Genomic DNA, 25,067 nt, shown 5'->3' with positions numbered 1-25,067 from the left:
AAGAGTAAGTTATGGCAGATATCGAATTATTACCGCATAATGTTCCTTCTCAATCAGAATTACCTGAATTGATCGAGGAACTTACAACCCTAAACCTTGGTCCTACCCACCCGGCAACCCACGGTATTTTTCAGAATATCCTGCAAATGGATGGCGAAAAAATCGTTTCCGGCGAACAGACCATCGGTTATATACACAGAGCTTTTGAAAAAATTGCTGAAAGACGCCCGTATTATCAACTGACAACGCTTACCGACCGCATGAACTATTGCTCGTCGCCAATCAACAATTTTGGATGGCATATGACGATGGAAAAATTCCTGCAGATTGAAGTTCCGAAACGTGCGCAATATATCCGCGTGATTATGATGGAACTTGCCCGTATTTCTGACCACCTGATCTGTAACAGTATTTTAGGTGTAGATTCGGGTGCTTTTTCAGGGTTTCTTTACGTAATGCAAAAACGTGAAGATATTTATGAAATCTATGAAGAAGTCTGCGGTGCGCGTCTGACAACAAATATGGGTCGTATCGGTGGTATGGAACGTGATTTATCAAGCACAGCGATTCGCAAGATCCGTGAGTTTATCAAGACATTCCCGCCTGTTCTTCGTGAGTTTGAAAAATTAATGAGCCGTAACCGTATTTTTATGGACCGGGTTATCAATGTTGGACCGATTTCATTGGAACGCGCACTTTCATACGGTTTCACGGGACCAAATTTGCGTGCTGCGGGACTTGATTACGATGTTCGTGTCATGAATCCTTATTCATCCTACGAAGATTTTGATTTTAGCATTCCTGTTGGACAAAGCGGCGATACTTTTGACCGCTATAATGTTCGCATTGAAGAAATGTGGCAAAGTCTGAAAATTGTTGAACAGGCTTTAGAAAATCTTCCTGTCGGCCCTTATTTTGCGGATACTCCTGAATATTATCTACCGGCAAAAAAAGAGGTTTACAGTAACATGGAGGCACTTATTTACCATTTCAAAATCGTAATGGGAGAAATAGATGCACCAATAGGTGAAGTTTACCACGCTGTCGAAGGCGGAAACGGAGAACTTGGTTTTTACATGATCAGTGATGGTGGAAGAGCTCCTTACCGCTTGCATTTCCGTCGCCCGAGTTTTATATATTATCAGGCCTTCCCTGAAATGTGCAAAGGAAGCACGCTTTCAGATGCTATTCTTACGATGAGTAGCCTGAACGTTATTGCAGGAGAATTGGACGCATAAAATCAGATTGATTATTTGATTTTCAAAAGATCGCATTAGAAATGACTGAAACACCAAATCCCGTTGCGTTTACTGCGGAACGACTTGCGAAAGTAAAAGAAGTAATTGCACGTTACCCGGAAGGCCGCCAAAAATCGGCCTTACTTCCTGTTTTACATATTGCCCAGGAACAATGGGGATGGGTTAGCAGTGAAGTTATGGATTACGTTGCTGAAATATTAAGTATCGAACCGGTAGAAGTTTATGAGGTTGCTTCGTTTTACACGATGTATCACCTTGACCCGGTAGGAAAACATGTGATTGAATATTGCCGTACAGGCCCTTGCTGCCTGATGGGTGGTGAAGAAATATATGATTATCTGAAACAAAAATTGGGCATTCAGGCTGGCCAAACTACTGCTGACGGTCTCTTTACGATCAAAGAAGTAGAATGTCTTGCAGCTTGCGGCTGGGGACCGGTTTTCCAGATTCGTGAGCAGTTCTACATGAACCTGACCCGCCAACGTGTTGATGAGATCATCGAAGAGTTGAGTAAATAAGCCTTTTATAAGCTGAAAATAGTATTCTGAAAATGGCTACAAAAATATTAACGGAGCATATCAATGTTCCAGGTATTGAAACCTTTGAGGTATATCGCAAACAAGGCGGTTATACTGCTGTTGAAAAAGCGATAAAAACCATGTCCTCAGAAGAGGTTGTGGAAGAAGCTAAGAAATCCGGGATACGTGGACGTGGCGGTGCAGGATTTCCAATGGGGATGAAATGGGGCTTTTTGGCAAAACCGGAAGGTGTTCCACGTTATTTAGTTTGTAATGCAGATGAATCGGAGCCTGGTACTTTCAAAGATCACCATCTGATGAAATCAATTCCTCACTTGCTTATTGAAGGAATGATCGTTTCCAGCTATGCACTGGGAGCGAATAAGTCTTTTATATACGTTCGTGGTGAACTTATGTATGTGATTAGAATTCTCGAAAAAGCCATTGAAGAAGCGAAAGCAAATGGTTTTTTGGGTAAAAATATATTAGGAAGCGGTTACGATCTTGAACTTGTAGTACAGTCAGGCGGCGGCGCCTACATCTGTGGAGAAGAAACTGCTTTGCTGGAATCTTTGGAAGGTAAAAGAGGAAATCCTCGTAATAAGCCTCCATTTCCTGCGGTTAAAGGTTTATACCAAAGCCCAACGGTGGTAAATAATGTTGAATCCATTGCAAATATGCCCTGGGTTATCAACCATGGAGGTGATGCTTACGCTGCAATTGGAATTGGAAGAAGTACTGGTACCAAACTTATTTCTGCTTCAGGTCATATTCAAAAACCAGGTGTTTACGAAATAGAGTTAGGACTTAGTGTTGATGAATTCCTTAACTCAGATGAATATTGTGGAGGTATCCGCAAAGGACATTATTTGAAAGCACTGGTTGCGGGAGGTTCGTCAGTACCGATTTTACCTGCACATTTGATTACAAAAACAGCAGCCGGCGAAGATCGCTTAATGAGTTACGAATCTCTATCGGATGGTGGTTTTGCAACAGGAACCATGATGGGTTCAGGAGGTTTTATCGTTTTTGATGAAACAGCTTGTATCGTTCGTAATACCTGGAATTTCTCCCGTTTCTATCATCACGAATCGTGTGGACAATGCAGTCCTTGCCGTGAAGGTACAGGCTGGATGGAGAAAGTGCTACACCGTATTGAACATGGTCACGGAAGTTTGCATGATATTGATCTGCTTGTTGACGTGGCTAAAAAAATTGAAGGAAATACAATTTGTCCGTTAGGTGACGCAGCTGCATGGCCAATTGCCAGCGCAATCCGTCACTTCCGCGAGGAATTTGAATGGCATATCAACAGCCCGAAAGAAGCGACTCAACCGGGAGCTGTATTTATGGGTGCTGTATTAGCCTAACTTTTAAGAGGTTAAATACCAAAAATCCTGTTTTTATAATTTCAAACGGGATCGAATATATAGATTAAGTAACTAAGACGATTATTGAAGTCTTGATATGGAAGAAGTAAAACCTCAGTTAATAAAAATAACTTTCGACGGCATTGAGGTCGAAGTGGAACCGGGAACTACCATCATGCAGGCGGCACGTAAAATTGCCGAAGCAGATGAGAGCCAGGGACATTTGGTACCTCCTGCCATGTGTTATTACAAACCGCTTCCAACATCGGGCGGTAAATGCCGTGCTTGTTTAGTTCGTGTTGCCGCTGGTTCTGCAAAAGATCCTCGTCCAATGCCTAAGCTTGTTCCGTCATGTATTACACAGGTTCAGGAAGGTATGATCGTTGAAAATACAACGAATCCTGCTGTACTTGACACGCGTAAAAGCATTGTTGAATTTTTGTTGATCAACCATCCGCTTGATTGTCCTGTTTGTGACCAGGCTGGTGAATGTCACCTTCAGGATTTCTCTTTTGAGCACGGATCTGTAAAAACACGTTACGAAGAAGACCGCAGAACTTTTGACAAAATTGATATTGGTCCTTTTGTTCAGCTTCACATGACGCGCTGCATTCTTTGCTACCGTTGTGTTTACACGGCTGACCAGATTACAGACAAACGTGTTCACGGGGTTATGAACCGCGGGGATGCTTCGGAAATCAGTACTTATATTGAAAAAGCAATTGATAATGATTTCTCAGGAAACGTTATCGATGTTTGCCCGGTAGGTGCTTTGACTGACAAGACGTATCGTTTCAAAAGTCGTGTGTGGTTCTCTAAACCAGAAGACGCACATTGCGATTGTGATAAATGCAGTGGAAAAGTTACACTTTGGTATCGTGGTGACGAAGTGATCCGCGTAACAGCCCGCAAAAATATGTGGGGTGAGGTTAACGAGTTCATTTGTAACAAATGCCGTTTTGAACGTAAAAAAACGAGCGACTGGGTTATTGAAGGACCAACGAAAGTGAAACGCAGTTCGGTTATTTCTGCAAATAAGTATAGTAAAAATCTTATCGCAAAACCTGAGTTTTCACTTAAATTAGCCGCGACGCAGTTTAAGCCAATTGGCGACGAACGCGAGTATACAACTGATATTGAAACAGTTCGTCATCAAAGCATAGAAAATAACGATAAGGCAAATCATCGTTCGCTATTAACAGATAACAGGAATTAATTTCTGCCATCAATATTTAACTGTGAGGTAAAAAAATGGAATTAACGGAGTTTATTATCAAAACAATTACAATCCTGGTTGTTTTTGTTTTAACACTGGTGATCGCGATGTACTCGACCTGGGGAGAGCGCAAAGTAGCCGGTTTTATTCAGGACCGGATGGGACCAAACAGAGCGGGACCGGGTGGATTATTACAACCATTGGCTGATGCTGGAAAAATGTTCTTTAAAGAAGATTTTATTCCTGCACTTGCTAACAAATGGCTGTTTATTTCCGGACCAAGTTTAGCGATGTTAACGGCTTTGCTTGCCAGTGCGGTAATTCCTTTTGGCAGCACATTCCGTTACGGCGGCGTGGAAGTTGTTCTTCAGGGTGTTGAATCAAATATTGGTATTCTATATGTTTTCGGCGTTGTCGCGCTGGGTGTTTATGGGATTATGATTGGTGGCTGGGCTTCGAACAACAAGTTTTCACTACTTGGTGCGATTCGTGCAGCTTCTCAAAATATTAGTTATGAAGTAGCGATGGGACTTTCCCTGATCGCTATTTTGATGATGAGCAGTTCTTTGTCTCTTGGCGATATCGTTGCCCAGCAACATGGTGGAAACTGGAATATTTTTTACCAGCCGTTGGGTTTTATCATTTTCCTTACCTGTTCATTCGCCGAATGTAACCGTGTTCCTTTCGACTTACCAGAATGTGAAACGGAGCTTGTAGGTGGATATCATACAGAATACGGAAGTATGAAACTTGGATTTTACCTGTTCGCTGAGTACATAAACATGTTCGTATCTTCGGCTATTATTTCTGTACTTTATTTTGGCGGGTATAACTATCCGGGAATGGATTGGGTATACAACCAATTGACAGCGGCATTAGGTACAACAACAGGCCACAATATTGCTACCTTAATTGGTACTGGCGTATTTTTTGGAAAAGCGTTATTCTTTATCTTCTTCTACATGTGGGTTAGATGGACACTTCCCCGTTTCCGTTATGACCAATTGATGAATTTGGGTTGGAAAAAACTGATTCCATTGGCTATCTTTAATATTATTATCACCGGAGCTAGTGTGCTTTTCTTGAAGCCATTCATTACCGCTTTGTTGAACTAAGTAACAAAAAATCCCTATTGCCATGCAATTGACAAATCGCTCTAAGCAAGTAAGCAATAAAGAAATGACGCTTATGGAACGCGCCTACATACCCGCTATTGCGACTGGTCTGGCGATTACCTTAAAGCACTTTTTCGCTAAGAAAGTAACGATTCAATATCCTGAGGTAAAACGGTATTTAGGTCCTGTTTTTCGTGGAAGACATATACTTAAAAGAGACGCCGAAGGCCGTGAACGCTGTACTGCCTGTGGATTATGCGCAGTTGCATGTCCGGCGGAAGCAATTTCTATGGTTGCTGCTGAACGTGAAAAAGGAGAAGAAACGCTTTACAGAGAAGAAAAATATGCTGCGGTTTATGAGGTAAATATGCTGCGTTGCATTTTCTGCGGTCTGTGTGAAGAAGCTTGTCCAAAACAAGCAGTATATTTACGTCATGATGAGTTTATACCTGTATTCAATGACCGTAATCAAGTGATCTGGGGAAAAGATTTATTGGTAGAAGATATGAACAATCGCTATACCCGTGAAGCCTGGACCAAAGAAGAAGCACACATCCTGGATGCCAAAAGAGCAAATGGTGAAGTTACAAACGTTGTTCCAAGAGCTATTCCCTGATTTCTGAAAATATCGAATCAGCAATTCAAAAATATTATGAATCCGACGCTATCTTTTTTTTACTTTTTGTCCTTTTTAACTGTGCTTAGTGCTTTGATGGTTATCCTGTCGAAAAACCCTATTCATAGTGTGCTTTACCTGATTTTAACGTTTTTTACACTTTCAGGACATTATATTTTATTGAATGCGCAATTTCTTGCGGCGGTAAATATCATCGTTTACGCGGGGGCGATCATGGTACTATTCCTCTTTGTAATCATGTTCCTTAACGTGAAAGATATACATGAAGAGTCAAAAAACAGTTTGACTAAAATTGCAGCAGCCATTGTAGGAGGGACTGTATTTGTCATTCTTTTTGGAGCTTACCGTAAAACAATTATCGCCCCGGCAGATCCAAATACTTTCGATTCCCAGGTTGGTATGATCGAAAGTTTGGGAAAACTACTTTTCCGTGAATATTTACTTCCTTTCGAACTAGCTTCTATTTTGCTTTTAGTAGCAATGGTTGGCGCGGTAATGTTGGGTAAAAGAGAAATTGGAGAGAGACATTTTTGATCGATTTCAAGATAAATGTGGTAAAACACAAAAAGCGGATCGTAATTGATCCGCTTTTTCGTTTATCGCAAGTTTATTTATTAGATAAAAAGTCAGTTCTGATTCAGATTCTCTCGTTATAGCATCCTGTTTATAGAAAAGAATTCTCAGAAGCCAGATCAAAACTCTGTAAGAGTTTCCTGATTTTACAGCTTGAACAAGGAGGCTCCTTTGGAGTCGTGCTAACCCAACTCTAAATAATCAGCTATAAACAGGATGCTCCGAAAGGAGCGAAGGAGCCAGTTCATGACCTTTTCGTAATCCATTACTCATCTAGTTAGCTATAATTTCACTGGCAACCGCTCGTTAGAGCATCCTGTTTATAGCAAAATGTCCTCAATATCCGGGTCTGAACTCTGTAAGAGTTTCCTGGTTTATATCTTGAATAAGGAGGCGTCTATGGAGCCTTACGAACCCAACTCTAAAAATGATCTGGTGTAAACAGGATGCTCTCCGAAAGGAGCGAAAAAAGGAGCCATCTCTTTCGAAATGGCTCCTCCCGTAAATAATATTAATTGACGCTATCCCCTACTCCACCTCAGCATAAGCCTCAACCGGAATACACGAACAAATCAAATTTCTATCTCCAAAGGCACTGTCTACACGACTAACGCTTGGCCAGAATTTATTGAAACGTAAATGGGGTAACGGGAAAGCAGCTTTCTCACGCCCGTAAGCATGTTCCCAAACATCAGCTAAAACAACACGCGATGTATGAGGAGCATTTTTAAGTACGTTATCCACTTTATCGGCGATGCCTTCTTCCACTTCTCGTACTTCATTTCTTATCGCGATCATTGTATCACAGAAACGATCCAGTTCAGCTTTTGATTCCGATTCTGTTGGTTCGATCATTAAAGTACCAGCAACCGGAAAAGATAATGTAGGAGCATGGAATCCGTAATCCATCAAACGTTTCGCCAGATCTTCCGCCTCAACACCGAAAGCTTTAAACGGACGACAATCCAAAATCATCTCATGCGCACAACGTCCATTCGTTCCTGTGTAAAGAACTTCGTAATGTCCTGCAAGACGTTCCTTGATATAATTGGCATTTAAAATCGCGTATTTCGTAGCATTCGTAAGTCCTTCTCCACCCATCATCGCGATGTATGCATATGAGATAGTAAGAATACTAGCGCTACCATAAGGTGCAGCTGAAACTGCTCCTGCCTGTCCGGCTGTTAAATGCTCAGATTGTTTACCCAAATTCACGTGACCTGGCAGGAATGGAATAAGATGTTCTCCAACACCGATTGGTCCAACACCTGGTCCACCTCCACCATGCGGAATACAGAATGTTTTGTGAAGGTTCAAGTGACAAACGTCAGCTCCAATAGAAGCAGGACTTGTCAAACCAACCTGTGCATTCATATTCGCACCATCCATATAAACCTGCCCGCCGAATGAATGGATCATCGAACAGATTTCAATAATACTTTCTTCATAAACGCCGTGTGTAGAAGGATAAGTTACCAGCAGACAAGAAAGTGAGTCTTTGTATTGTTCCGCTTTTGCTTGTAAATCTGCTACATCAATATTTCCGCGTTCGTCACATTTTGTAACAACCACTTTCATACCCGCCATTACAGCCGACGCCGGGTTTGTTCCATGTGCAGACGAAGGAATCAAGGCAACATTACGGTGGTGATCACCTCTGCTCTCATGGTAACCACGAATGGCCATCAATCCTGCATATTCTCCTTGTGCTCCTGAATTTGGCTGCATTGACATGGCTGCAAAACCCGTGATTTCACATAACCAGGCGCTTAACTCAGCTACCAACTGTCCATAACCCAAAGCTTGGTTAGCAGGAACAAATGGATGCAAAGATCCAAATTCCGGCCAGGTTAATGGAATCATTTCAGCTGTCGCATTCAGCTTCATGGTACAACTTCCCAGAGAAATCATGGAATGAACCAAAGAAAGATCTTTGTTTTCAAGTGATTTCAAATAACGAAGCATTTCATGTTCTGTGTGATAAGAACTAAAAACCGGATGTGTCAGATAAGAGGATGTACGAACAAGATTTTCAGGAATATTGAAATCCATTTCTTCATCAATCACCATTTCTCCCTGAAATCCGGAAACTTCCGCAAACAGGTTTAAAAGTGCTATAACATCTTCAAAAGTTTTGGCTTCATCAAAGGATACGCTAACACTGTCGTCTTTATTATAACGAAGATTTATCGCCCATTTCAATGCATTCTCTCTAAGCTTGCTTGAAAGCGGCGTTTTGATCGTAACCGTGTCAAAATAATTCGTTGTTACCACATCGTAATGGAATTTCTTGATGGTATCTACAAACAAACGTGTCAGTCCGTGAACTTTCGAAGCGATATTCTTAATTCCTTCCGGGCCATGATAAACACTATAAGCTCCTGCTATTACCGCAAGCAAAACCTGGGCAGTACAAATATTAGAAGTTGCTTTTTCACGACGAATATGTTGTTCACGCGTTTGAAGTGCCATTCTTAGCGCACGGTTTCCTTCCGCATCAATAGAAACACCGATGATACGTCCAGGGATACTACGTTTGAACGCATCTTTTGTAGCAAAAAATGCTGCATGAGGACCGCCGTAACCCATCGGAACACCAAAACGCTGAGAAGAACCAACCACAACATCGGCACCCATTTCGCCGGGAGATTTCAACAATGTTAACGCCAACAAATCAGCCGCAACGGCAACTGTAATGTTCACGTCATGCGCTGCTGCAATGAAATCGGTATAGTCAATCACTTCACCATTGGTAGCAGGATATTGTACCAGCACGCCATAGAGATTTTCATTTGTCAAATCTACTGTAGCGTGGTTTCCAACAATAACCTCAATTCCAATTGGCTTAGCTCTTGTGTAAATCAAATCAATGGTTTGTGGGTGACAAAGCTCGGAAACGAAAAATGTATCCGCCTTTTTCTTAGCACCCGGACGAAGGCTGTGCAGCATCGTCATAGCTTCTGCTGCTGCTGTTGCTTCATCTAAAAGCGAAGCATTCGCAATTTCCATCCCGGTAAGATCCGTAATAACAGTCTGGAAATTCAGAAGCATTTCCAACCTTCCCTGAGCAATTTCCGCCTGATAAGGAGTATATGCTGTATACCACGCTGGATTTTCAAGAATATTCCTTAGAATAACATTTGGCGTAATTGTGTCGTAATATCCGGTTCCAATATAGGTTTTCAGGATAGCATTTTTACGTGCCAGTTTCTTGATTCCGTCCAAAAAATCCTTTTCAGATTTTGGATTAGGTAAATTCAAAGGCTTTTTAAGGCGAATAGCTGCCGGAAGCGTTTGTTGTATCAATTCATCCAGAGAAGATACTCCAACCGTGCGCAACATTTCCTGTAATTCCTGCTCATTCTTACCGTGATGACGGTTTTCGAATTTATCCTGGCTTCGAAGATTGATTTTCATTATTTGGGCCAACGAGACCGTTATATAGTTGGTTATAAAATACAAAAGTAAGCAAATCCGAGCAAATCTCTGAGAGAATGTCGGGAATGCTTACTCTTGAATATGTTCAAAAATCAATAAAATTTTCTTTTCAATGTTTAGGACAACCGCAGTCTGTTTTGCGTTTGAATATTCCCAGGATTTTTTTGGATTTCGGCTTTTGATATCCTCTGTTTTTCTTCCTGTTGTTAGAAAACATTTCTGATTTCACATGCTTGGGGGCAGCGTTCACTTGCTGAACACCAGAAAAGCCTAAAAGAAATCCCGACAAAAGAAATAATGCAACAAATTTTTTCATAACTCTTTAATTTAACCCAGTGACCTAAATATCCAACGACTTTATGGGGCCTGCAAGTATGTAACACAGAACTTTAAAATCCTGATTAACAAAGATCTTAATTACTTAGCCTCTTACCAACTCAATGATCGTAATTTCCGGCAAAATACCTACACGTCCGGGGTAACCCAGGTAGCCGAATCCACGGTTAACATACAGATGCTGGTTATTTTCAGTATATAAACCCGCCCATTCCTTGTAACGATACTGAACGGGGCTCCATTTAATTCCGGCAACTTCCACCCCAAACTGCATTCCGTGCGTATGACCCGCAAAAGCCAGATCAATGTCGTTATATTTTGGAAGTACCTGTGCACGCCAATGACTTGGATCATGGGATAATAATATTTTTACAGGATAATCTTCTGCTCCCTGATACGCTTTTTCAAGATTACCATATTTGGCAAAATTTCCGGCTCCCCAGTTCTGAATACCAATGAGTCCGATTTCCTCATTATCCACACGAATAGCACGATTTTCATCAAGCATTAAATTCCACCCTAACAGTTCATGCGCTTTTTTTAAATTCGCAAGATTTTGATTTTTTTCCTGTTGGGATCCCCATTGATAATAATCTCCATAATCATGATTGCCTAAAGTTGAATGCACGCCAAGCGGTGCCTTTATTTTTTCAAAAATATTGATATAATCTTTTACCTCAACAGCACGGTCATTAACCAGATCTCCTGTAAAAAAGGCAATGTCCGGTTTCTCCCTCAATAACATTTCAACACCACCTTTCACAGCCGTTTTATTGAAAAAACTACCCGAATGAATATCAGAAAGCTGCGCGATCTTCATTCCGTGAAATGCTTTTGGTAGATTTTTCAATACAACCTTCACACGACGAATCCTATAATCATGCGCCCCGGATAAAATTCCAAACACAAAAGTGCCCATTAGAGCAGTTCCTGCAACTAAGGCTGTGGTTTCCAGAAATTGTGAGCGAGGAATACTTCTCTCCACAGAATTTACCGGATTTACAGGAGCAACTGGTGCCACAGATGGAATAAAATAACTAACAATCCATTGAAGCAAACGACGGATATCATCAATCACCAAAAAGAATACAATCAGCAGTTTTGAAAAATAAGGAATTGCTATTCCTGCGATAATGAAAGTTCTGGTGACACGATTGAAAAAATCAGCAGGTAAAAACTGCATCATCACGTAAGCAAACAATGTTAGTGAAGTGAATCCCCAGTAAGCGAGGGTGATCCATCTTTGTGTCGGCTGGGATAAGTTCCGTATTACAAAACGTAAAGCCTGCCAGACGTACCAGTCAATGCCGAAAAGCACAACTGTTAATGCTATAAAAAAAAGAGTGCGGTTCATTCTAATCACATGTATTTATGTCAGAATTAACACCTGTTACGTTTTTCTCGTTCAGCCGTAGAAAACTTTATTCAGAGAAAAAGTTTTGAAGGAAAAAATTCAACCCTAAACGGTAAGGATACTTATGCAAAAGGAGGAATTTTGTACTTTTGGACATTATTAAAATTTTCTGTTATGCCTGATTTCGATTTTAAACGTTTTCATATCCGTTCGATGAACGCAGCTTCCGGCGAAGAGCGTGCCGTTATAAATCAGGAATTGAAGGATATTTACGCGTCACTTTCGGAGGAAGATAAAACTGTTTTTAACGAGCAGCTTCAAAAATTTCTGATTGGTGAAACCGCTCGTGTAAAATCTGATTATGAATCAATTCACGGCCTGAATAGCCCGAACTAGTGCGGTTGGTATTTCTTAATTTAAATTGGGGTCAATGGGATAATGCGCTATCGAGCGGTATTCACCTCCCATATTTTTTAATATTTCCCGCCAGAAATTTGCCGGTGGCGTAGTGAAAAGAAAATCTGAGGTTGTTTGCGTAATGATCCAGGAATTTTGGGATAACTCATCTTCGATCTGTCCCCCACTCCATCCTGAATACCCAATAAAAAACCGGACATCATCCGCTTTCAATGAATTGATATTAAGAAGCGTTTTTACCTGATCAAAATCTCCTCCCCAAAAAACATTAGGCATAATTTCAGCTCCGCCAGAAATCAAATCAGGTTTCCGGTGAATAAAATGCAGTGTATTTTTTTCAACCGGTCCGCCTAAATGTAAAGGTATGTCCTGGTAGATAGTATCATCAAGCACATCTCCTAAAAACAAGTCCGTCACCTGGTTAAGAACAAAACCAAAACTTCCCTGCCCGTTGTATTCACATAACAAAATGACACCCCTTTCAAAATTCGGATCTCCCAAATACGGCTTGGCAATCAGTAAAGAACCTTTAGATAGATTTTCTGTCATGGCCATGTTATGTGAATTTAATTAATTAAAAAACGAAATATATTTATTTTTAAGTAACATTACCCAAGTTTTATATTTCTCGTTGGTTAACGAAAAAAGGAAATATTAATTAGAAAAACGAATATATACGCATTTAAAATATGGCATTGATCAGATCAGTTCGTGGAAATCATCCTCATTTCGGTGAAAATTGTTGGTTAGCAGAAAACGCAACAGTTGTTGGAGATGTAATTATGGGCGAACACTGTACCGTTTGGTTCAATGCGGTGGTGCGTGGTGATGTTAACAGCATTCGAATCGGTAAATATTCCAATGTGCAGGACGGGGCGGTCATTCATTGTACCTATCAAAAAAACGGAACCTATATCGGGGATTATGTTTCCATAGCGCACAATGCGATCGTTCATGGATGCATTATTGAAGACCATGTTTTAATAGGAATGGGATCGATTGTGATGGATGGAGCGGTAATCGGAACAGGATCCATTATTGCTGCCGGAGCAATTGTTACGCAGAATACGAAAGTCCCTCCTGGAACAATCTATGCTGGAAATCCTGCAAAGTATTTGAAAGATGTTTCTAGTGATCTGGAAGCAATTATTGATAGGACTGCGAATAATTATATTACTTATTCGGGCTGGTTTAAGGAGGAAGAATGAAATCAGGAAGCCTAGTTTTCCTTTCCTGTTAACAAGTCAGGGTTATTAACTGTTTTTTTGAATGATATAGGACCAAAAAACAGGTATGTAAAAAACGCTTGTAAAATACATGACCAAAATCCGGAAGTTCGTGGATCGAAGTTACCACGGTCAAGAACGGCCATCAATGCCAACGCCATAACAACAACTAAACCAATGTTGAAATTTCGCTGCTTTTTGTTATAATAAATTTTCATAGTGTGTACTTTTTAGTGGTTAACTAAAAGTTCACTCCTCAACCATCCCCTTTCTAGCGTTGAAATACCCCTTGATTACTGTAAAAGTGGTAATCGCTAAAAAGAATAATATAATGTAATGAACGTAGTCAACAATCCACGGAAAACGCTCGCCGAATAAAAATCCGCCACCGGTAAGTGCGCCAATCCAGACCGCTCCACCAATTACATTGTTCAGTAGAAAAGCAGGAAATGACATTTTTGCTACGCCAGCCAAAATCGGTGCAAAAGTTCTGACAATAGGTAAAAAACGGCTAACAATCAGCGTTCTGCTTCCATATTTATCAAAATATTTCCGGGTTGTATCCAGATGTTTCTTTTTGAAAAATAATGAATCCGGTCTGTTTTCAAACATATCCCCGAAATATTTCCCAAAAATATATCCTGTTAAGGAGCCCAAAACAGCAGCCGCGAACATACATAACAATAGAATTCCGATGGGTACCTGCAAGATTCCGGTTCCACAAAAGACGCCTGCGAGAAATACCAGATAATCGCCCGGAAGAAAAAACGCAAAGAACAATCCGTTTTCTGCAAAGACTATAAAAGTGATAACAAGCAAACCGCCGGTCCGGATTAACTCTTCCGAATTGAGCAGGTATTGGAAAAATTCTACAATTGAATTCATAGGGTTTTTACTCTAAGTATCCATTATTTTTAAGATAATGGATAACCGTATTAACGAAATGGCGGGCTTTATTTAATATCACTCATATTTCAATTCCTTCTGAACGAATATTTCTATAAAGTGGCATGGTGCTATCCTCAAATTTCCTCCTACTCGTTGGAACAACACTAAAAACTTTATGATAATGACTTAAAAATTCCCCCAGTACAGGGGAAATTTTTGATATCTCTGGCAAGGGACGAACTTCATCCTTATTTAAAACAACCAGGAAATCAACATCAGAATCATCACGAAAATCATTTCTGGCAAATGAACCGAATAAAATTACCTTGTACAGCAAATCACCATACAAGCTTTTCATTTCATCTTTAAATTCCTTTGATACCGTTTTAATATTCATGACGATCGCTGATTATCTTTTTCAAAATTAAGCATTTTCAGACAGTTCCAGCCAACGCATTTCCTTGTCTGATTGTGTCTGCGTTATCTCTTCAATTTGTAATGCCCATGACGTAACTTCCACATGAGAACCGCCATTTTCAAGTTTTTCAATCAACTGCGCTTTTTTCTTTTCCAATGCAGCCATTTCACCTTCAAGCGTTTCAAATTCGCGTTGTTCTTTAAAACTTAACTTTTTCTTCGGAGCAGACGGAACTGATGCAACTTCTTTAACCGGAGCTGGTGCAGCAACTGGCTGACTTTTTCCCGAAGCCACATTTTTTTTCTCTGCCTCAACTTCATCCTGGTAATCACGAAGTTCTGTATAGTTTCCAGGAAAATCGCTGATCTTACCTTCTCCTTCGAATACAAAAATATGTTCAACCAAACGGTCAAGGAAGTATCTATCATGGGAAACAATCATGATACAACCCGGGAAGTTCATTAAAAATTCTTCCAAAACGTTCAAGCTCGCAATGTCCAGATCATTCGTTGGCTCATCCAGAATCAGGAAGTTAGGTTGTTTGATCAGGATTAGAAGAAGCTGTAATCTTCTTTTTTCTCCTCCACTTAGTTTCGATATAAAATCATATTGTTTCGAAGGTGAAAACAAAAATGCCTGTAACAAATGACCTACCGTTACCGTTTCACCCGTTCCAAGCTGCACAACTTCTGCAACATCTTTAACGATATCAATAACACGTTGCGTTTCGTCAAAAACAAGATCCGTTTGTTTGTAATACCCAAACTGAACCGTTTCTCCTTTTACAATTTTTCCGCTATCAGGTTCCAGTTCACCGGTGATCATGTTCAGCAAAGTAGATTTACCCATACCATTCTGACCCACAATTCCGATCCGGTCGCCTTTACGGAAAGTATATTCAAAGTTTGTGATCAGCTGACGATCGCCAAATCCTTTGCTTACATTTTCCATTTCGATGATCTTGCTACCCAAACGCGCCGTACGCACGTTAAGCTCCATCTGTGTATCGAATTTTTTCTGGCTTGCCTTTTCTTTTAATTCCTCAAAAGCATCCACACGGTATTTTGCTTTTGTACCACGCGCTTTTGGCTGCTTTCTGATCCAGTCAAGTTCCTTACGCATAAGGTTTCTCGCTTTGTCAATTCCTGCTGCTTCGGATTCTTCACGTTCCGCTTTCTTTTCCAGGAAATAAGAATAATTTCCTTTGTAAGAATAAGCCGAACCATGATCTAATTCCAGCACTTGATTACAAACCGTGTCAAGGAAATATCTGTCGTGGGTTACAACCAGAAGTGTAGTATTTTGTGTATTCAAATATTTTTCAAGCCACTCAACCGTATCAAGATCCAAATGGTTGGTCGGTTCATCGAGAATCAATAATTCAGGGTCTTCCAAAAGAATTTTGGCCAAAGCAACACGTTTTTTCTGTCCCCCGGAAAGATTACCGTATAAGTTTTCAGTATCATGAATCCCCAAACGCCCCAAAACTTCTTTCACCTTATATTCGAAATCCCAGGCTTTGTAAGTATCCATATCTTCCATGGCGGTGGCCAATGCGTCGTGGTCATCCGTTTCAATGGCATGCTCGTACTTTTTAACAGCAATGGCAACAGGGTTATTTGAAGAGAAAATAACTTCCAAAACCGGTAGCGTCACATCAAACGAAGGGCTTTGATCCAGATAACCTACACGGATATCTTTACGGATACTTACCGACCCTTCCTGTGGCGGAATTTTACCTGTTAAGATGTTAAGGAAAGTTGTTTTTCCGGTTCCGTTTGTTCCGATAAGTGCCACTTTATCACCACGACTGATCCCGAAATTGATATTTTTAAAAAGCCACTGGTCTCCAAAGGACTTCGCAATATTTTCTGCTGAAAGGTAATTCATAGGTAAATTTTGGATTCTATAACTACAAAGGTAGGATAGATATTAGAGAAGAAAGAAAAAATTCGTTTTCATAGGGTAAATACCATAATATTGCTACTTATTCTTTGTTATATGGTTCAATGAGAACACATTTTTAAAAATTATGTACAAAAAAATCTTAAACCTAATCCCTGTAATTTTTCTCTGTTTAAATGCATCTGCGCAAGACAACTTTAAGAGTTACACGCAGGTAATCGGCGGAAGCCCACAAGTTTATGACATGGTTGCTATTCCCGGCGGCGAATATACCATGGGTAGCCCGGCTACCGAAAAAGGCCGCAGACCGGATGAAGGTCCTCAGCATAAAGTTAAAATTGAGCCTTTCTGGATGGGAAAGGTTGAGTTAAGCTGGGACATTTATGATTTGTATGCTTTCAAAAATATGGAAAAGGAAATGGCGTTACGTCATCCTGATCCTGAAAAAAGCGTGGCAAAAACAGATGCAAGTACACGCCCAAGTCCTCCTTACGTAGATATGTCCTTCGGCATGGGACGTGCAGGATATCCGGCTATCAATATGACGCAATACGCTGCCATTCTTTTTTGCAAATGGATGTATGAGAAAACAGGCGTTTTCTACCGTCTTCCTACCGAAGCTGAATGGGAGTATGCTTGCAGAGCTGGATCAAAGACGGCTTATTCGTTCGGAGATGATGCTTCAAAACTTGATGAATATGCATGGTATCGTAAAAACAGCAGTTCTGCATATAAAAAAGTGGGAACAAAAAAGCCAAATGCATGGGGCTTATATGATATGCATGGTAATGTGATGGAATGGACTCTTGATCAATACATTCCTGATTATTATGCCAAACAACCAGCCGGAGAAAAATTTGCTCCGGTAACGGAACTTTACCCAACCGCTGTTCGCGGTGGATCATGGGATGACGAAGCGGCAGATTTGAGAAGTGCAGCCCGTACGCCTTCAAAACCTGAATGGAAAGTTTTGGATCCACAACTTCCAAAAAGTGAATGGTGGATGACAAGTGCATCTTTTGTAGGTTTTAGGTTAGTAAGACCGGTGAAAGTGCCATCAGCTGAGGAGATTACAAAATATTACAGTCCTGCGTTAATAGAAGATTATTGATATTTAAACTCTTAATTAAACTTTAAAATGGAACAAAACAGACGCGAATTCCTTAAAGCATCTGGCCTGGTTGCAGGCAGTGTAATCCTTAATCCTTTTACGGGATACGGATTCAACAGTGCTGTTGGTGATACTATTCGGGTTGCATTAATTGGCTGTGGCGGACGCGGAACAGGTGCTGCGGCACAAGCGTTAAGCACAAAACAAAATGTGCAGATCGTAGCCATGGCCGATGCCTTCAAAGACAGACTTGACGAATCTTACAGAAGCCTTACTGCTAAAAAATACAAAAATGCAGCAGGTGCAACAGTGGATATCAAAACAAAAGTAGATGTTCCTGATGATCGTAAATTCGTAGGGTTTGATGCGTTCAAAAAGGCGATTGCTTTAAAAGACGTAGATGTTGTCATTTTGGCAACACCTCCGGGATTCCGTCCTTCTCATTTTGAAGAAGCGGTTAAGAACAACAAACATATATTTATGGAAAAACCGGTTGCAACTGATGCACCAGGTATCCGTAAAGTTTTAGCGGTTGCAGAAGAAGCTAAGAAAAAGAAATTAAACGTTGTCGTCGGTCTTCAGCGTCGTTATCAGGCTAATTACCGTGAAGCGATCAAAAGAATTCACGATGGAGCTTTGGGTGATATCGTAGGCGGACAGGTTTACTGGGTTGGCAGCAGCCCATGGATGAAAGAACGTCAGCCAAATCAGACTGAAATGGAATACCAAATGAGAAACTGGTATTATTTCAACTGGCTTTGCGGTGACCACATCACCGAGCAGCACGTTCACAATATTGATGTAGCAAACTGGGTAAAGAATGCTTATCCTACACAAATTCAGGGAACGGGCGGGCGCGAAGTTCGTACAGGAAAACAGTATGGTGAGATTTTTGACCACCATACACTGGATCTTGTTTATGCTGATGGTACGACAATTTCAAGTCAGTGCCGCCAGTTTGAAGGAACATACAATCGCGTTGACGAAGCTTTTGTAGGAACAAAAGGACGCATTGACAGCTTTGACGGTAAGAAAACGATTCTTAAAGATTACAAAGGTGGTGTGATGTATGCGCACGATGACAAAGCCGACATCAACCCGTATCAGGTTGAACACGACGAACTGTTTGATGCAATCGCAAAAGGTGAATACAAATTTGCAGATGCTGAAAGGGTAGCAAAAAGCACGATGACTGCTATTATGGGCCGTATGGCCACTTATTCAGGAAAAGTGATCAAGTGGGATGAGGCTTTAAATTCGGACATTAACTTATTCCCTGACAAGCTCGCATGGGATGCAAATCCAAAATTAATGCCTGGACCAGACGGTTTATATCCGGTTGCAGTACCTGGCAAAACAGTAGTTATCTAAGGACTCTACTCACAAATGATTAAAAACAATAAAGGCTGCGATTCAAAACCGCAGCCTTTATTGTTTTTAATCATTTAATTGTATTCCAGGTTTTTATCTTCGCATTTTTGGTCTCTACCAGCCAGACCTTATTATTTGGAAAACGCCTGATATATTTCTTTCCTTCTTTTATTCCTGATACACTAAAAGCAGTTGCCAGCGCGTCTGCCTCGACCGACGTGGGAGAAATAACAGTGGTTCTAACATGATAAAGCAGGCCAATCCCTGTTTTCGGATCAACAATATGGGAATATCTTTTTCCATTATACTCCAGATAGCGGTATGTTGGCCCGGAAGTGGCCATTCCGACATTTGAATATTCTATGGTTTCAATTGAATCCCTACCCGAAGAAATTACAATTTTCCAACCTTTTTCTCCCGGCGGCGAATCCATCAAGGCAAGTTTTCCACCCGCATCAATCATGCCAGATTTTATACCAAAACTTTTCAAAACCTTCACAGCTTCATCCGCGGCATAGCCTTTTCCTAAGCCACCGATATCCAGCCGCATCCCTTTTTCTTTTAGCTGAATACTTTGTGTTGAGATGTCAAATTTAATCTTTTGATATCCGGTTCTGCTTAATACATCTTTAATTAATACAGAATCGGGAAAATAGCCTTTACGTGTAGCACGGCGCCATTCCTGAACGATTGGCCCAAGGGTTGCATCAAAAGCGCCATTAGTCTTTTTACTGATATCGTCCGAAATAATTAAGATGTAAAAAAGATCCTTGCTAACATGAATCCACTTATCTGTTCCGGATTGCGCTGAGACCGCATTTATTTCGCTATCATCACGATAATCGCTTAGCGCCAGGTTAAGGTCCTCAATACGTTTAAAAGCACTCTGGGCCGCTTTGTTTGCAGTTGAATCGTTATCCGAATAAATAATGATCCGGAATGGAGATCCCATAAGTCCTCTTTCAAAGGTATATCGTTTTTCCTGGGCAAAAATTTGGTTGGAAAAATAGCAAACGAAAAATAGAATACCTATATTCGATATATAGTGCTTCCTTGAACCGAAGCTGTTAAAAAAGTGGAACGAACGATATAATCGGGTGAAACTGAATCTACTAAATGCTATTATCATCTTATCAGCAGGTCTGCTATTAATTGCCACAAGCGCATTTATAAAACCTACACATGTGCATTTCAGTAATCCCACCATGTTAAGCGGGCTTACTGTTGAGTTTTTAGGAACGATCTGGCTTGTACTGAGCCTAAACCGACGGCGAAAAAAAAATTAAAGCTTACTGGCTTTATTCCGCAAATAAAAATCTGCCAAAACCAGCGCTGCCATGGCCTCCACTATTGGAACGGCACGTGGCACAACACAAGGATCGTGGCGTCCCTTTCCCTGTACAACGGCTGTATCTCCATTTGAATCAACACTTTCCTGATCCTGCATAATCGTTGCCACGGGCTTAAAAGCAACTTTGAAATAAATATCTTCTCCATTAGAAATCCCACCCTGGATACCTCCGGAATGATTTGATCTTGTATGAACTTCTCCTTTATCGTCCACAAAAAAAGCATCATTGTGCTCTGAACCCAACATCGCCACACCGTCAAAACCGCTGCCATATTCAAAGCCCTTTACAGCATTGATGCTTAGCATCGCTTTTCCAAGTTCGGCATGGAGTTTATCAAAAACTGGTTCTCCCCAACCAGCAGGAGCTCCTTTTACCACGCAATTAACAACTCCACCAATCGAATCTCCTTTTTTACGCACATCATCAATGTAATTAAACATCTTTTCTGCCATTTCCGGGTCCGGACAACGAACGGCATTATTTTCCGTTTGGCTTAAATCCAGTTCCGTGTAAAACTTATCCAGTTTCATAGCACCTACCTGAGAAACGTAGGCCTGAATATTTACGCCAAAATTAGCAAGAAGCAATTTTGCCAAAGCACCGGCAGCTACACGTGCAGCAGTTTCCCTTGCTGAACTTCTGCCCCCCCCCCGATAATCCCTTACACCATACTTTACCTGATAGGTATAATCTGCGTGAGACGGGCGAAATTGAGCCGCTATATGTGAATAATCTTTACTCCGCTGATCTTCATTTCTAATAATTAAAGCAATCGGAGTACCCGTAGTTTTCCCTTCAAATACGCCAGATAAAACCTCAAATTCATCTGCTTCTTTCCTTTGCGTTGTAATACGTGACTGCCCCGGCTTTCTGCGTGTCAGTTCACTTTGAATAAAATCTGTGTCAAAATCAACGCCGGCCGGACAGCCCTCCACAACAACTCCGATTCCTACGCCATGTGATTCCCCGAACGTGGAAATCTTGAATATTTTTCCGTATGTACTACCCATGAAATTTATTTTCTTAAAACCCAACCCATTGTAAACAACAACAGAATTACGATGGCATTGGTTAATTCTTTTAATATTTGTTTAAAATCAAAATATTCCTGACTACTGTCTAACCTTTCGAGGTTATCATACAAGCCCGTGGAACCGTGTAACGATATGTTGCCCAATTTGTAATCTTCACCCTTTACCTGAAGTGTCTTCAGGGAAGTCAACGTATCATATTTTGCCGACTTCGGATCGAAATAAACCCATTGAAAATATCTTCCTAACGGAAAAGTACCATCCTGACGAGGTACCACAAAATAATCAAAGCTCTTTTCTCCGCTCACATTCTGATTACTCCTTTTTATTAGCTGACTAATGTCAGGCGGATAAAAATCAAACGACGAATTGGCGATAATTTCCGGCGTCGGAATGGCTGCTATATTTCCTTTCCCTTCAATCCTGAACAAATATCTGATACTTTCTCCCGGATAAACCAGTGCGCTTGAAAGACGTTCGACGAGTTTGTACTGTCCTACGGCCACCTGATCTTTTAACGGATGTGGCGGCAAAGGCTTTACAGTGACTTTAACAACCCCGGAACGAAAACTTTTAAGCATTTTTCCTTCACCAGCTTTCGCACTTCCCACAAGCATTTCCAAAGTTACCGAAGGAAAAATAATATCCTGTAATGTCATAGGGAAAAACTGTGCCTGATATAAATTGAATTCAGTATACTTTCTGCCGCCTATTTCAATTTTTCGCTTGATAATCTCCTCAATACCAACATTTTCTTCCCAGCAGCCTACCGGACGTATCTTTTTTAAGATTGACTGCAATTGTACATTTACCTGGTAAAAATCCATTTGTATTGGTGCATTTTCTGCTACATACAAGGAAATTCCAAGCGCAAACCCTTCCCGCATGAAGACGCTTTTTTTATTAGCCCCAACCGAAAGAAAGACATCTTCCTCATTATTTTCAACTTCGGGCAATAATGCCAGATCTTCTTCACTTATTACCTCCGGATTTATCAGTACTCTGGTATTGTACTCAACCGTAATCCCATCAGATTTGACCTTTAAGCCATTAACTGTAACAAAAAAGGCAGGAATTACATACGTTCCTTCCTTTAGTGCGAAATACTGCTGACTGATTGTCTGTACTACAACTTTTTCTCCACCTACTGTGTTTATTGAACTAGTTGCAGATTTACTCCGTTTTTCAAGCCCGTTTATCTCCGGAAAGCTTACCGATGGCCGGTTTTCTTCTCCCGGAACAACAACTGAAATCGTAAATGGCTCGTCTATTTTAAGATTTTTCGCCCCAAATTCAATTGTTGGATCATTATTTATAACTTGCGCATGAATAGTACAAGAAAAACACAAAATTATGCTTAAAATTACATATAATTTCATGGGAAATATTCGTTACACTTATCGGTGATACTAATATGGACTAATATCTATAAAAGTTTTTTTAACGTTGTGTCTTACCTAAACCGCAAAACTACATAATACTATGGCCTCTATGCTTGAATACATTAAAATTATTCTGCAAAAGGTTAGTTTCGACCGCAGATTGTTCGAAAAAGAATTAAGAAAAGCAATCCGCATGTTAATGCCTGCCGAAGTAAAACGTTTAAGAAACTGGTGTTACGAGAATTATAGCTCGGTTCATCTGGCTACACTTAATAATTGCTTTCCGCTTCCATCTACACTGGGCTGATCCATTGTAATAGAATATCAATAAAAACGAAAAGACCCGCCGAAATTGGCGGGTCTTTTCGTTTTTATTTTACTAAGCTCTGATTATTTCTTTGGAGCAGGTTTCTTTGCTGCCGCAGGTTTAGCAGGAGTTGCCGATGCATCAGCAGCAGCCGGAGCCATACCTAATGCTTCTTTCGCAGCTGCACTGTTAGGATCAATAGCCAACAATTTAGTCCAGTATTCTTTTGACTTAGCTTCGTCTTTCAATGTAGTCTGGCTATAAAACGCAAGGTAGTTATATGCCAATTTCAAATAAGACTTGTACTTTGAAGGATCTGGATCCTTTTCTGCCAATTCAGCCAGTTTAAGATAGTAAGGAGCTGAAATTCCTTTATCAATATTTTCCTGCTTGTCATATGCGTTGTAAAGCGCACTTGCTCTCCAATAGTAACCATATGGCCAATCAGGAAGCTTTTGCGTAACAGTTGCAAAAGTTGAATCAGCAGATAAATACATTTTTCTTTTATCCGCAGCAATTTGAGCGCTATCACCGGCAGTATTATTTAGAGATCCCAGCGCACCAGCTAACTGGAATTTAGAAAGACCCAGATAATAGTAGTCATTTGCAGTCGCCTTAGCTGTATCCAGTGCAATACCTTTATAATACGTTTTCGCTGAATTAGGGAAATCTTTTGCAGCATAGTACAATGCACCAACTTCTTTGTAAGTATTTGCAGCGTCTGTTTTACTGGTATCCATGTCAGCACCTTTCAGGATATAAAGAACACCCGTAGAGTCGTAACCCTTTCCATCAGTCACTTTTGCATTGTAAGCACGCCCAAGATATTTGTAGTCATCTCCAATTACTTTATCAGGAGCAACTTTTATGAACTCATTCAAATTTTGAATCGCCATATCAGGATTATTTGTCTTCGCATAAGACCAACCGTACATACGCAAAGTAATAGGGTTGTTGATCTTTCCTTTCATTTCATCCAGAATCTGCAATGATTTTGTATAATCATCAGCAGTAAAGGCAAACTGAGCCGCACGAAGTTTCGTTTCAGGATCTGATGCAAGACTTTTCTGCATATAAAGATCGTAGTTCTCTGCTGCCTGTTTGTACTTACGGGCAAAGAAATAAAGCTCGGCAAGATCCTGATAAGCAGGAGCAAAGTTAGGATCTGCTTCCAGTGCTTTTTTGTAGTCTTCAAGAGCAAGGTTATAGTTCTTACCTCTTAAATAAACTGAACCAATACGGTTGTGTGCAACAGCATAGTTAGCTTTTGCAGTCAAAGCATATTCATAAGCTGTTACCGCAGCACCACCTTCATTGCGTAACATCAAAGCATCACCTTTTGAAATATAAGCGTCAGCAAGATTTTTATCTCTTTTAACTGCTTCATCCAACAATCTTATTGCTTCCGCAGGATCACTTTGTTTTTCAAATAAAGTGTAAGCTTCACCTATACGGAAAAGAACTTCAGCATCTTTACCTTTTTTCTTTTCAGCAGCAGTAAATAACTCCTTAGCTTTTGCACGGTCACCTTTTCCAAGTGCAACTGTTCCAAGACCAACCTGGTTAAGAACTGATTTCTCATCTAATTGAATACCCTTCTCAAAAGCTTTCTGAGCTTCATCCAACTGCTTATTAATTACATAATAATAACCAAGGTAATACTGATTATCAGCCGAAGGAGTACCTGTGGCCAGTTTTGTAAACAATTCACCTGCTTCCTTGTTACGTTCAGCATGTATTAAGGCCAAACCGTCCTGCACCGTTTGTGCATGCACATTTACTACTGAAAAAATGCATAATACCAGTGCTGCTAACTTCATTCTCATGTTTCTGTTCATTTTTA

At 40.5% G+C, this 25,067-nt stretch carries 24 protein-coding genes and 2 pseudogenes; 12 read left to right on the top strand and 14 right to left on the bottom strand.

The genetic code is table 11. The annotated features are described in order from the left end of the window. Positions 1–11 precede the first annotated feature (11 nt). From nuoD to FDK13_RS01530, 7 genes are all read left to right on the top strand, one after another. The gene (nuoD, locus tag FDK13_RS01560) at positions 12–1,238 is read left to right on the top strand and encodes an NADH dehydrogenase (quinone) subunit D (RefSeq protein ID WP_137338214.1); all 1,227 of its coding nucleotides are present in this window, start codon (positions 12–14) and stop codon (positions 1,236–1,238) included. A gap of 41 nt (positions 1,239–1,279) precedes the next feature. Then, complete coding sequence (gene nuoE / locus FDK13_RS01555; RefSeq protein WP_137338213.1) at positions 1,280–1,777, top strand: NADH-quinone oxidoreductase subunit NuoE; 498 nt, start codon at positions 1,280–1,282, stop codon at positions 1,775–1,777. Between the two features lie 32 nt (positions 1,778–1,809). Further along, on the top strand, positions 1,810–3,147 hold the full coding sequence (gene nuoF, locus FDK13_RS01550) for an NADH-quinone oxidoreductase subunit NuoF (protein ID WP_137338212.1): 1,338 nt from the start codon (positions 1,810–1,812) through the stop codon (positions 3,145–3,147). Between the two features lie 97 nt (positions 3,148–3,244). Next, positions 3,245–4,363, top strand: a complete 1,119-nt coding sequence (locus FDK13_RS01545; RefSeq protein ID WP_137338211.1) for an NADH-quinone oxidoreductase subunit G — start codon at positions 3,245–3,247, stop codon at positions 4,361–4,363. Positions 4,364–4,398: 35 nt separating this feature from the next. Next, positions 4,399–5,478: an NADH-quinone oxidoreductase subunit NuoH gene (gene nuoH / locus FDK13_RS01540; protein WP_137338210.1), complete on the top strand. Its 1,080-nt coding sequence runs from the start codon at positions 4,399–4,401 to the stop codon at positions 5,476–5,478. 22 nt (positions 5,479–5,500) lie between these two features. Continuing rightward, complete coding sequence (locus FDK13_RS01535; RefSeq protein ID WP_137338209.1) at positions 5,501–6,094, top strand: NuoI/complex I 23 kDa subunit family protein; 594 nt, start codon at positions 5,501–5,503, stop codon at positions 6,092–6,094. Positions 6,095–6,130: 36 nt separating this feature from the next. After that, on the top strand, positions 6,131–6,649 hold the full coding sequence (locus FDK13_RS01530; RefSeq protein ID WP_137338208.1) for an NADH-quinone oxidoreductase subunit J family protein: 519 nt from the start codon (positions 6,131–6,133) through the stop codon (positions 6,647–6,649). A gap of 567 nt (positions 6,650–7,216) precedes the next feature. Here the strand turns inward: FDK13_RS01530 and gcvP are convergent. From gcvP to FDK13_RS01515, 3 genes are all read right to left on the bottom strand, one after another. Then, a complete protein-coding gene (gene gcvP, locus FDK13_RS01525; RefSeq protein ID WP_137338207.1) occupies positions 7,217–10,105 on the bottom strand; it encodes an aminomethyl-transferring glycine dehydrogenase in 2,889 nt (962 codons plus the stop codon). Positions 10,106–10,235: 130 nt separating this feature from the next. Beyond that, complete coding sequence (locus tag FDK13_RS01520) at positions 10,236–10,442, bottom strand: hypothetical protein (protein ID WP_137338206.1); 207 nt, start codon at positions 10,440–10,442, stop codon at positions 10,236–10,238. Between the two features lie 105 nt (positions 10,443–10,547). Next, complete coding sequence (locus FDK13_RS01515) at positions 10,548–11,816, bottom strand: metallophosphoesterase (protein ID WP_137338205.1); 1,269 nt, start codon at positions 11,814–11,816, stop codon at positions 10,548–10,550. 174 nt (positions 11,817–11,990) lie between these two features. Between FDK13_RS01515 and FDK13_RS01510 the strand changes: the two genes are divergently transcribed. Next, positions 11,991–12,212 (top strand): hypothetical protein, encoded by a 222-nt coding sequence (locus tag FDK13_RS01510; protein ID WP_170982688.1) that lies wholly within the window; start codon positions 11,991–11,993, stop codon positions 12,210–12,212. A gap of 15 nt (positions 12,213–12,227) precedes the next feature. Here the strand turns inward: FDK13_RS01510 and FDK13_RS01505 are convergent, their stop codons facing one another. Then, positions 12,228–12,788: a YqgE/AlgH family protein gene (locus FDK13_RS01505; protein WP_137338204.1), complete on the bottom strand. Its 561-nt coding sequence runs from the start codon at positions 12,786–12,788 to the stop codon at positions 12,228–12,230. Positions 12,789–12,922: 134 nt separating this feature from the next. Here FDK13_RS01505 and FDK13_RS01500 point away from each other — a divergent pair, with 134 nt between their 5' ends. Beyond that, a complete protein-coding gene (locus FDK13_RS01500) occupies positions 12,923–13,441 on the top strand; it encodes a gamma carbonic anhydrase family protein (protein WP_137338203.1) in 519 nt (172 codons plus the stop codon). 11 nt (positions 13,442–13,452) lie between these two features. Here the strand turns inward: FDK13_RS01500 and FDK13_RS01495 are convergent, their stop codons facing one another. The 6 genes and pseudogenes from FDK13_RS01495 to FDK13_RS36870 all read right to left on the bottom strand — a co-directional run. Beyond that, on the bottom strand, positions 13,453–13,677 hold the full coding sequence (locus FDK13_RS01495) for a hypothetical protein (RefSeq protein ID WP_137338202.1): 225 nt from the start codon (positions 13,675–13,677) through the stop codon (positions 13,453–13,455). A 31-nt stretch (positions 13,678–13,708) separates the two neighbouring features. Further along, a complete protein-coding gene (locus FDK13_RS01490) occupies positions 13,709–14,344 on the bottom strand; it encodes a DedA family protein (RefSeq protein WP_137338201.1) in 636 nt (211 codons plus the stop codon). Between the two features lie 82 nt (positions 14,345–14,426). Continuing rightward, positions 14,427–14,744, bottom strand: coding sequence for a nucleotidyltransferase domain-containing protein (locus FDK13_RS01485; RefSeq protein ID WP_137338200.1), 318 nt, complete (start codon positions 14,742–14,744; stop codon positions 14,427–14,429). A gap of 27 nt (positions 14,745–14,771) precedes the next feature. Further along, complete coding sequence (locus FDK13_RS36880) at positions 14,772–15,206, bottom strand: hypothetical protein (RefSeq protein ID WP_445438709.1); 435 nt, start codon at positions 15,204–15,206, stop codon at positions 14,772–14,774. Between the two features lie 75 nt (positions 15,207–15,281). Then, a pseudogene (locus FDK13_RS36875) lies at positions 15,282–15,764 on the bottom strand (ATP-binding cassette domain-containing protein); the annotation flags it as partial. A 24-nt stretch (positions 15,765–15,788) separates the two neighbouring features. Then, positions 15,789–16,655: pseudogene (locus FDK13_RS36870) on the bottom strand (ABC-F family ATP-binding cassette domain-containing protein); the annotation flags it as partial. 142 nt (positions 16,656–16,797) lie between these two features. Here FDK13_RS36870 and FDK13_RS01475 point away from each other — a divergent pair. Both FDK13_RS01475 and FDK13_RS01470 read left to right on the top strand, forming a co-directional pair. Beyond that, positions 16,798–17,781, top strand: coding sequence for a formylglycine-generating enzyme family protein (locus FDK13_RS01475; RefSeq protein ID WP_137338198.1), 984 nt, complete (start codon positions 16,798–16,800; stop codon positions 17,779–17,781). A gap of 27 nt (positions 17,782–17,808) precedes the next feature. After that, the gene (locus FDK13_RS01470) at positions 17,809–19,152 is read left to right on the top strand and encodes a Gfo/Idh/MocA family protein (protein ID WP_137338197.1); all 1,344 of its coding nucleotides are present in this window, start codon (positions 17,809–17,811) and stop codon (positions 19,150–19,152) included. 70 nt (positions 19,153–19,222) lie between these two features. Here the strand turns inward: FDK13_RS01470 and FDK13_RS01465 are convergent, their stop codons facing one another. The 3 genes from FDK13_RS01465 to FDK13_RS01450 form a co-directional block, all read right to left on the bottom strand. Then, positions 19,223–20,104, bottom strand: a complete 882-nt coding sequence (locus FDK13_RS01465) for an FAD:protein FMN transferase (RefSeq protein WP_229215862.1) — start codon at positions 20,102–20,104, stop codon at positions 19,223–19,225. Between the two features lie 330 nt (positions 20,105–20,434). After that, positions 20,435–21,514 carry a chorismate synthase gene (gene aroC / locus FDK13_RS01455; RefSeq protein ID WP_137338194.1) on the bottom strand — a complete coding sequence of 360 codons (1,080 nt, stop codon included), beginning with the start codon at positions 21,512–21,514 and terminating at the stop codon, positions 20,435–20,437. A 5-nt stretch (positions 21,515–21,519) separates the two neighbouring features. After that, a complete protein-coding gene (locus tag FDK13_RS01450; RefSeq protein ID WP_137338193.1) occupies positions 21,520–22,914 on the bottom strand; it encodes a BatD family protein in 1,395 nt (464 codons plus the stop codon). Positions 22,915–23,017: 103 nt separating this feature from the next. Between FDK13_RS01450 and FDK13_RS01445 the strand changes: the two genes are divergently transcribed. Beyond that, positions 23,018–23,224 carry a hypothetical protein gene (locus tag FDK13_RS01445; protein ID WP_137338192.1) on the top strand — a complete coding sequence of 69 codons (207 nt, stop codon included), beginning with the start codon at positions 23,018–23,020 and terminating at the stop codon, positions 23,222–23,224. An 83-nt stretch (positions 23,225–23,307) separates the two neighbouring features. On the opposite strand, the gene FDK13_RS01440 is transcribed toward FDK13_RS01445, so the two are convergent. Beyond that, positions 23,308–25,062 carry a tetratricopeptide repeat protein gene (locus FDK13_RS01440; RefSeq protein WP_229215861.1) on the bottom strand — a complete coding sequence of 585 codons (1,755 nt, stop codon included), beginning with the start codon at positions 25,060–25,062 and terminating at the stop codon, positions 23,308–23,310. Between the last annotated feature and the right edge of the window lie 5 nt (positions 25,063–25,067).

This window comes from Dyadobacter frigoris (assembly GCF_005280585.1).
Lineage (GTDB): Bacteria > Bacteroidota > Bacteroidia > Cytophagales > Spirosomataceae > Dyadobacter > Dyadobacter frigoris.
Note: the sequence above shows the minus strand (reverse complement) of the source record. Positions and strands in the feature narration are given on the sequence as shown.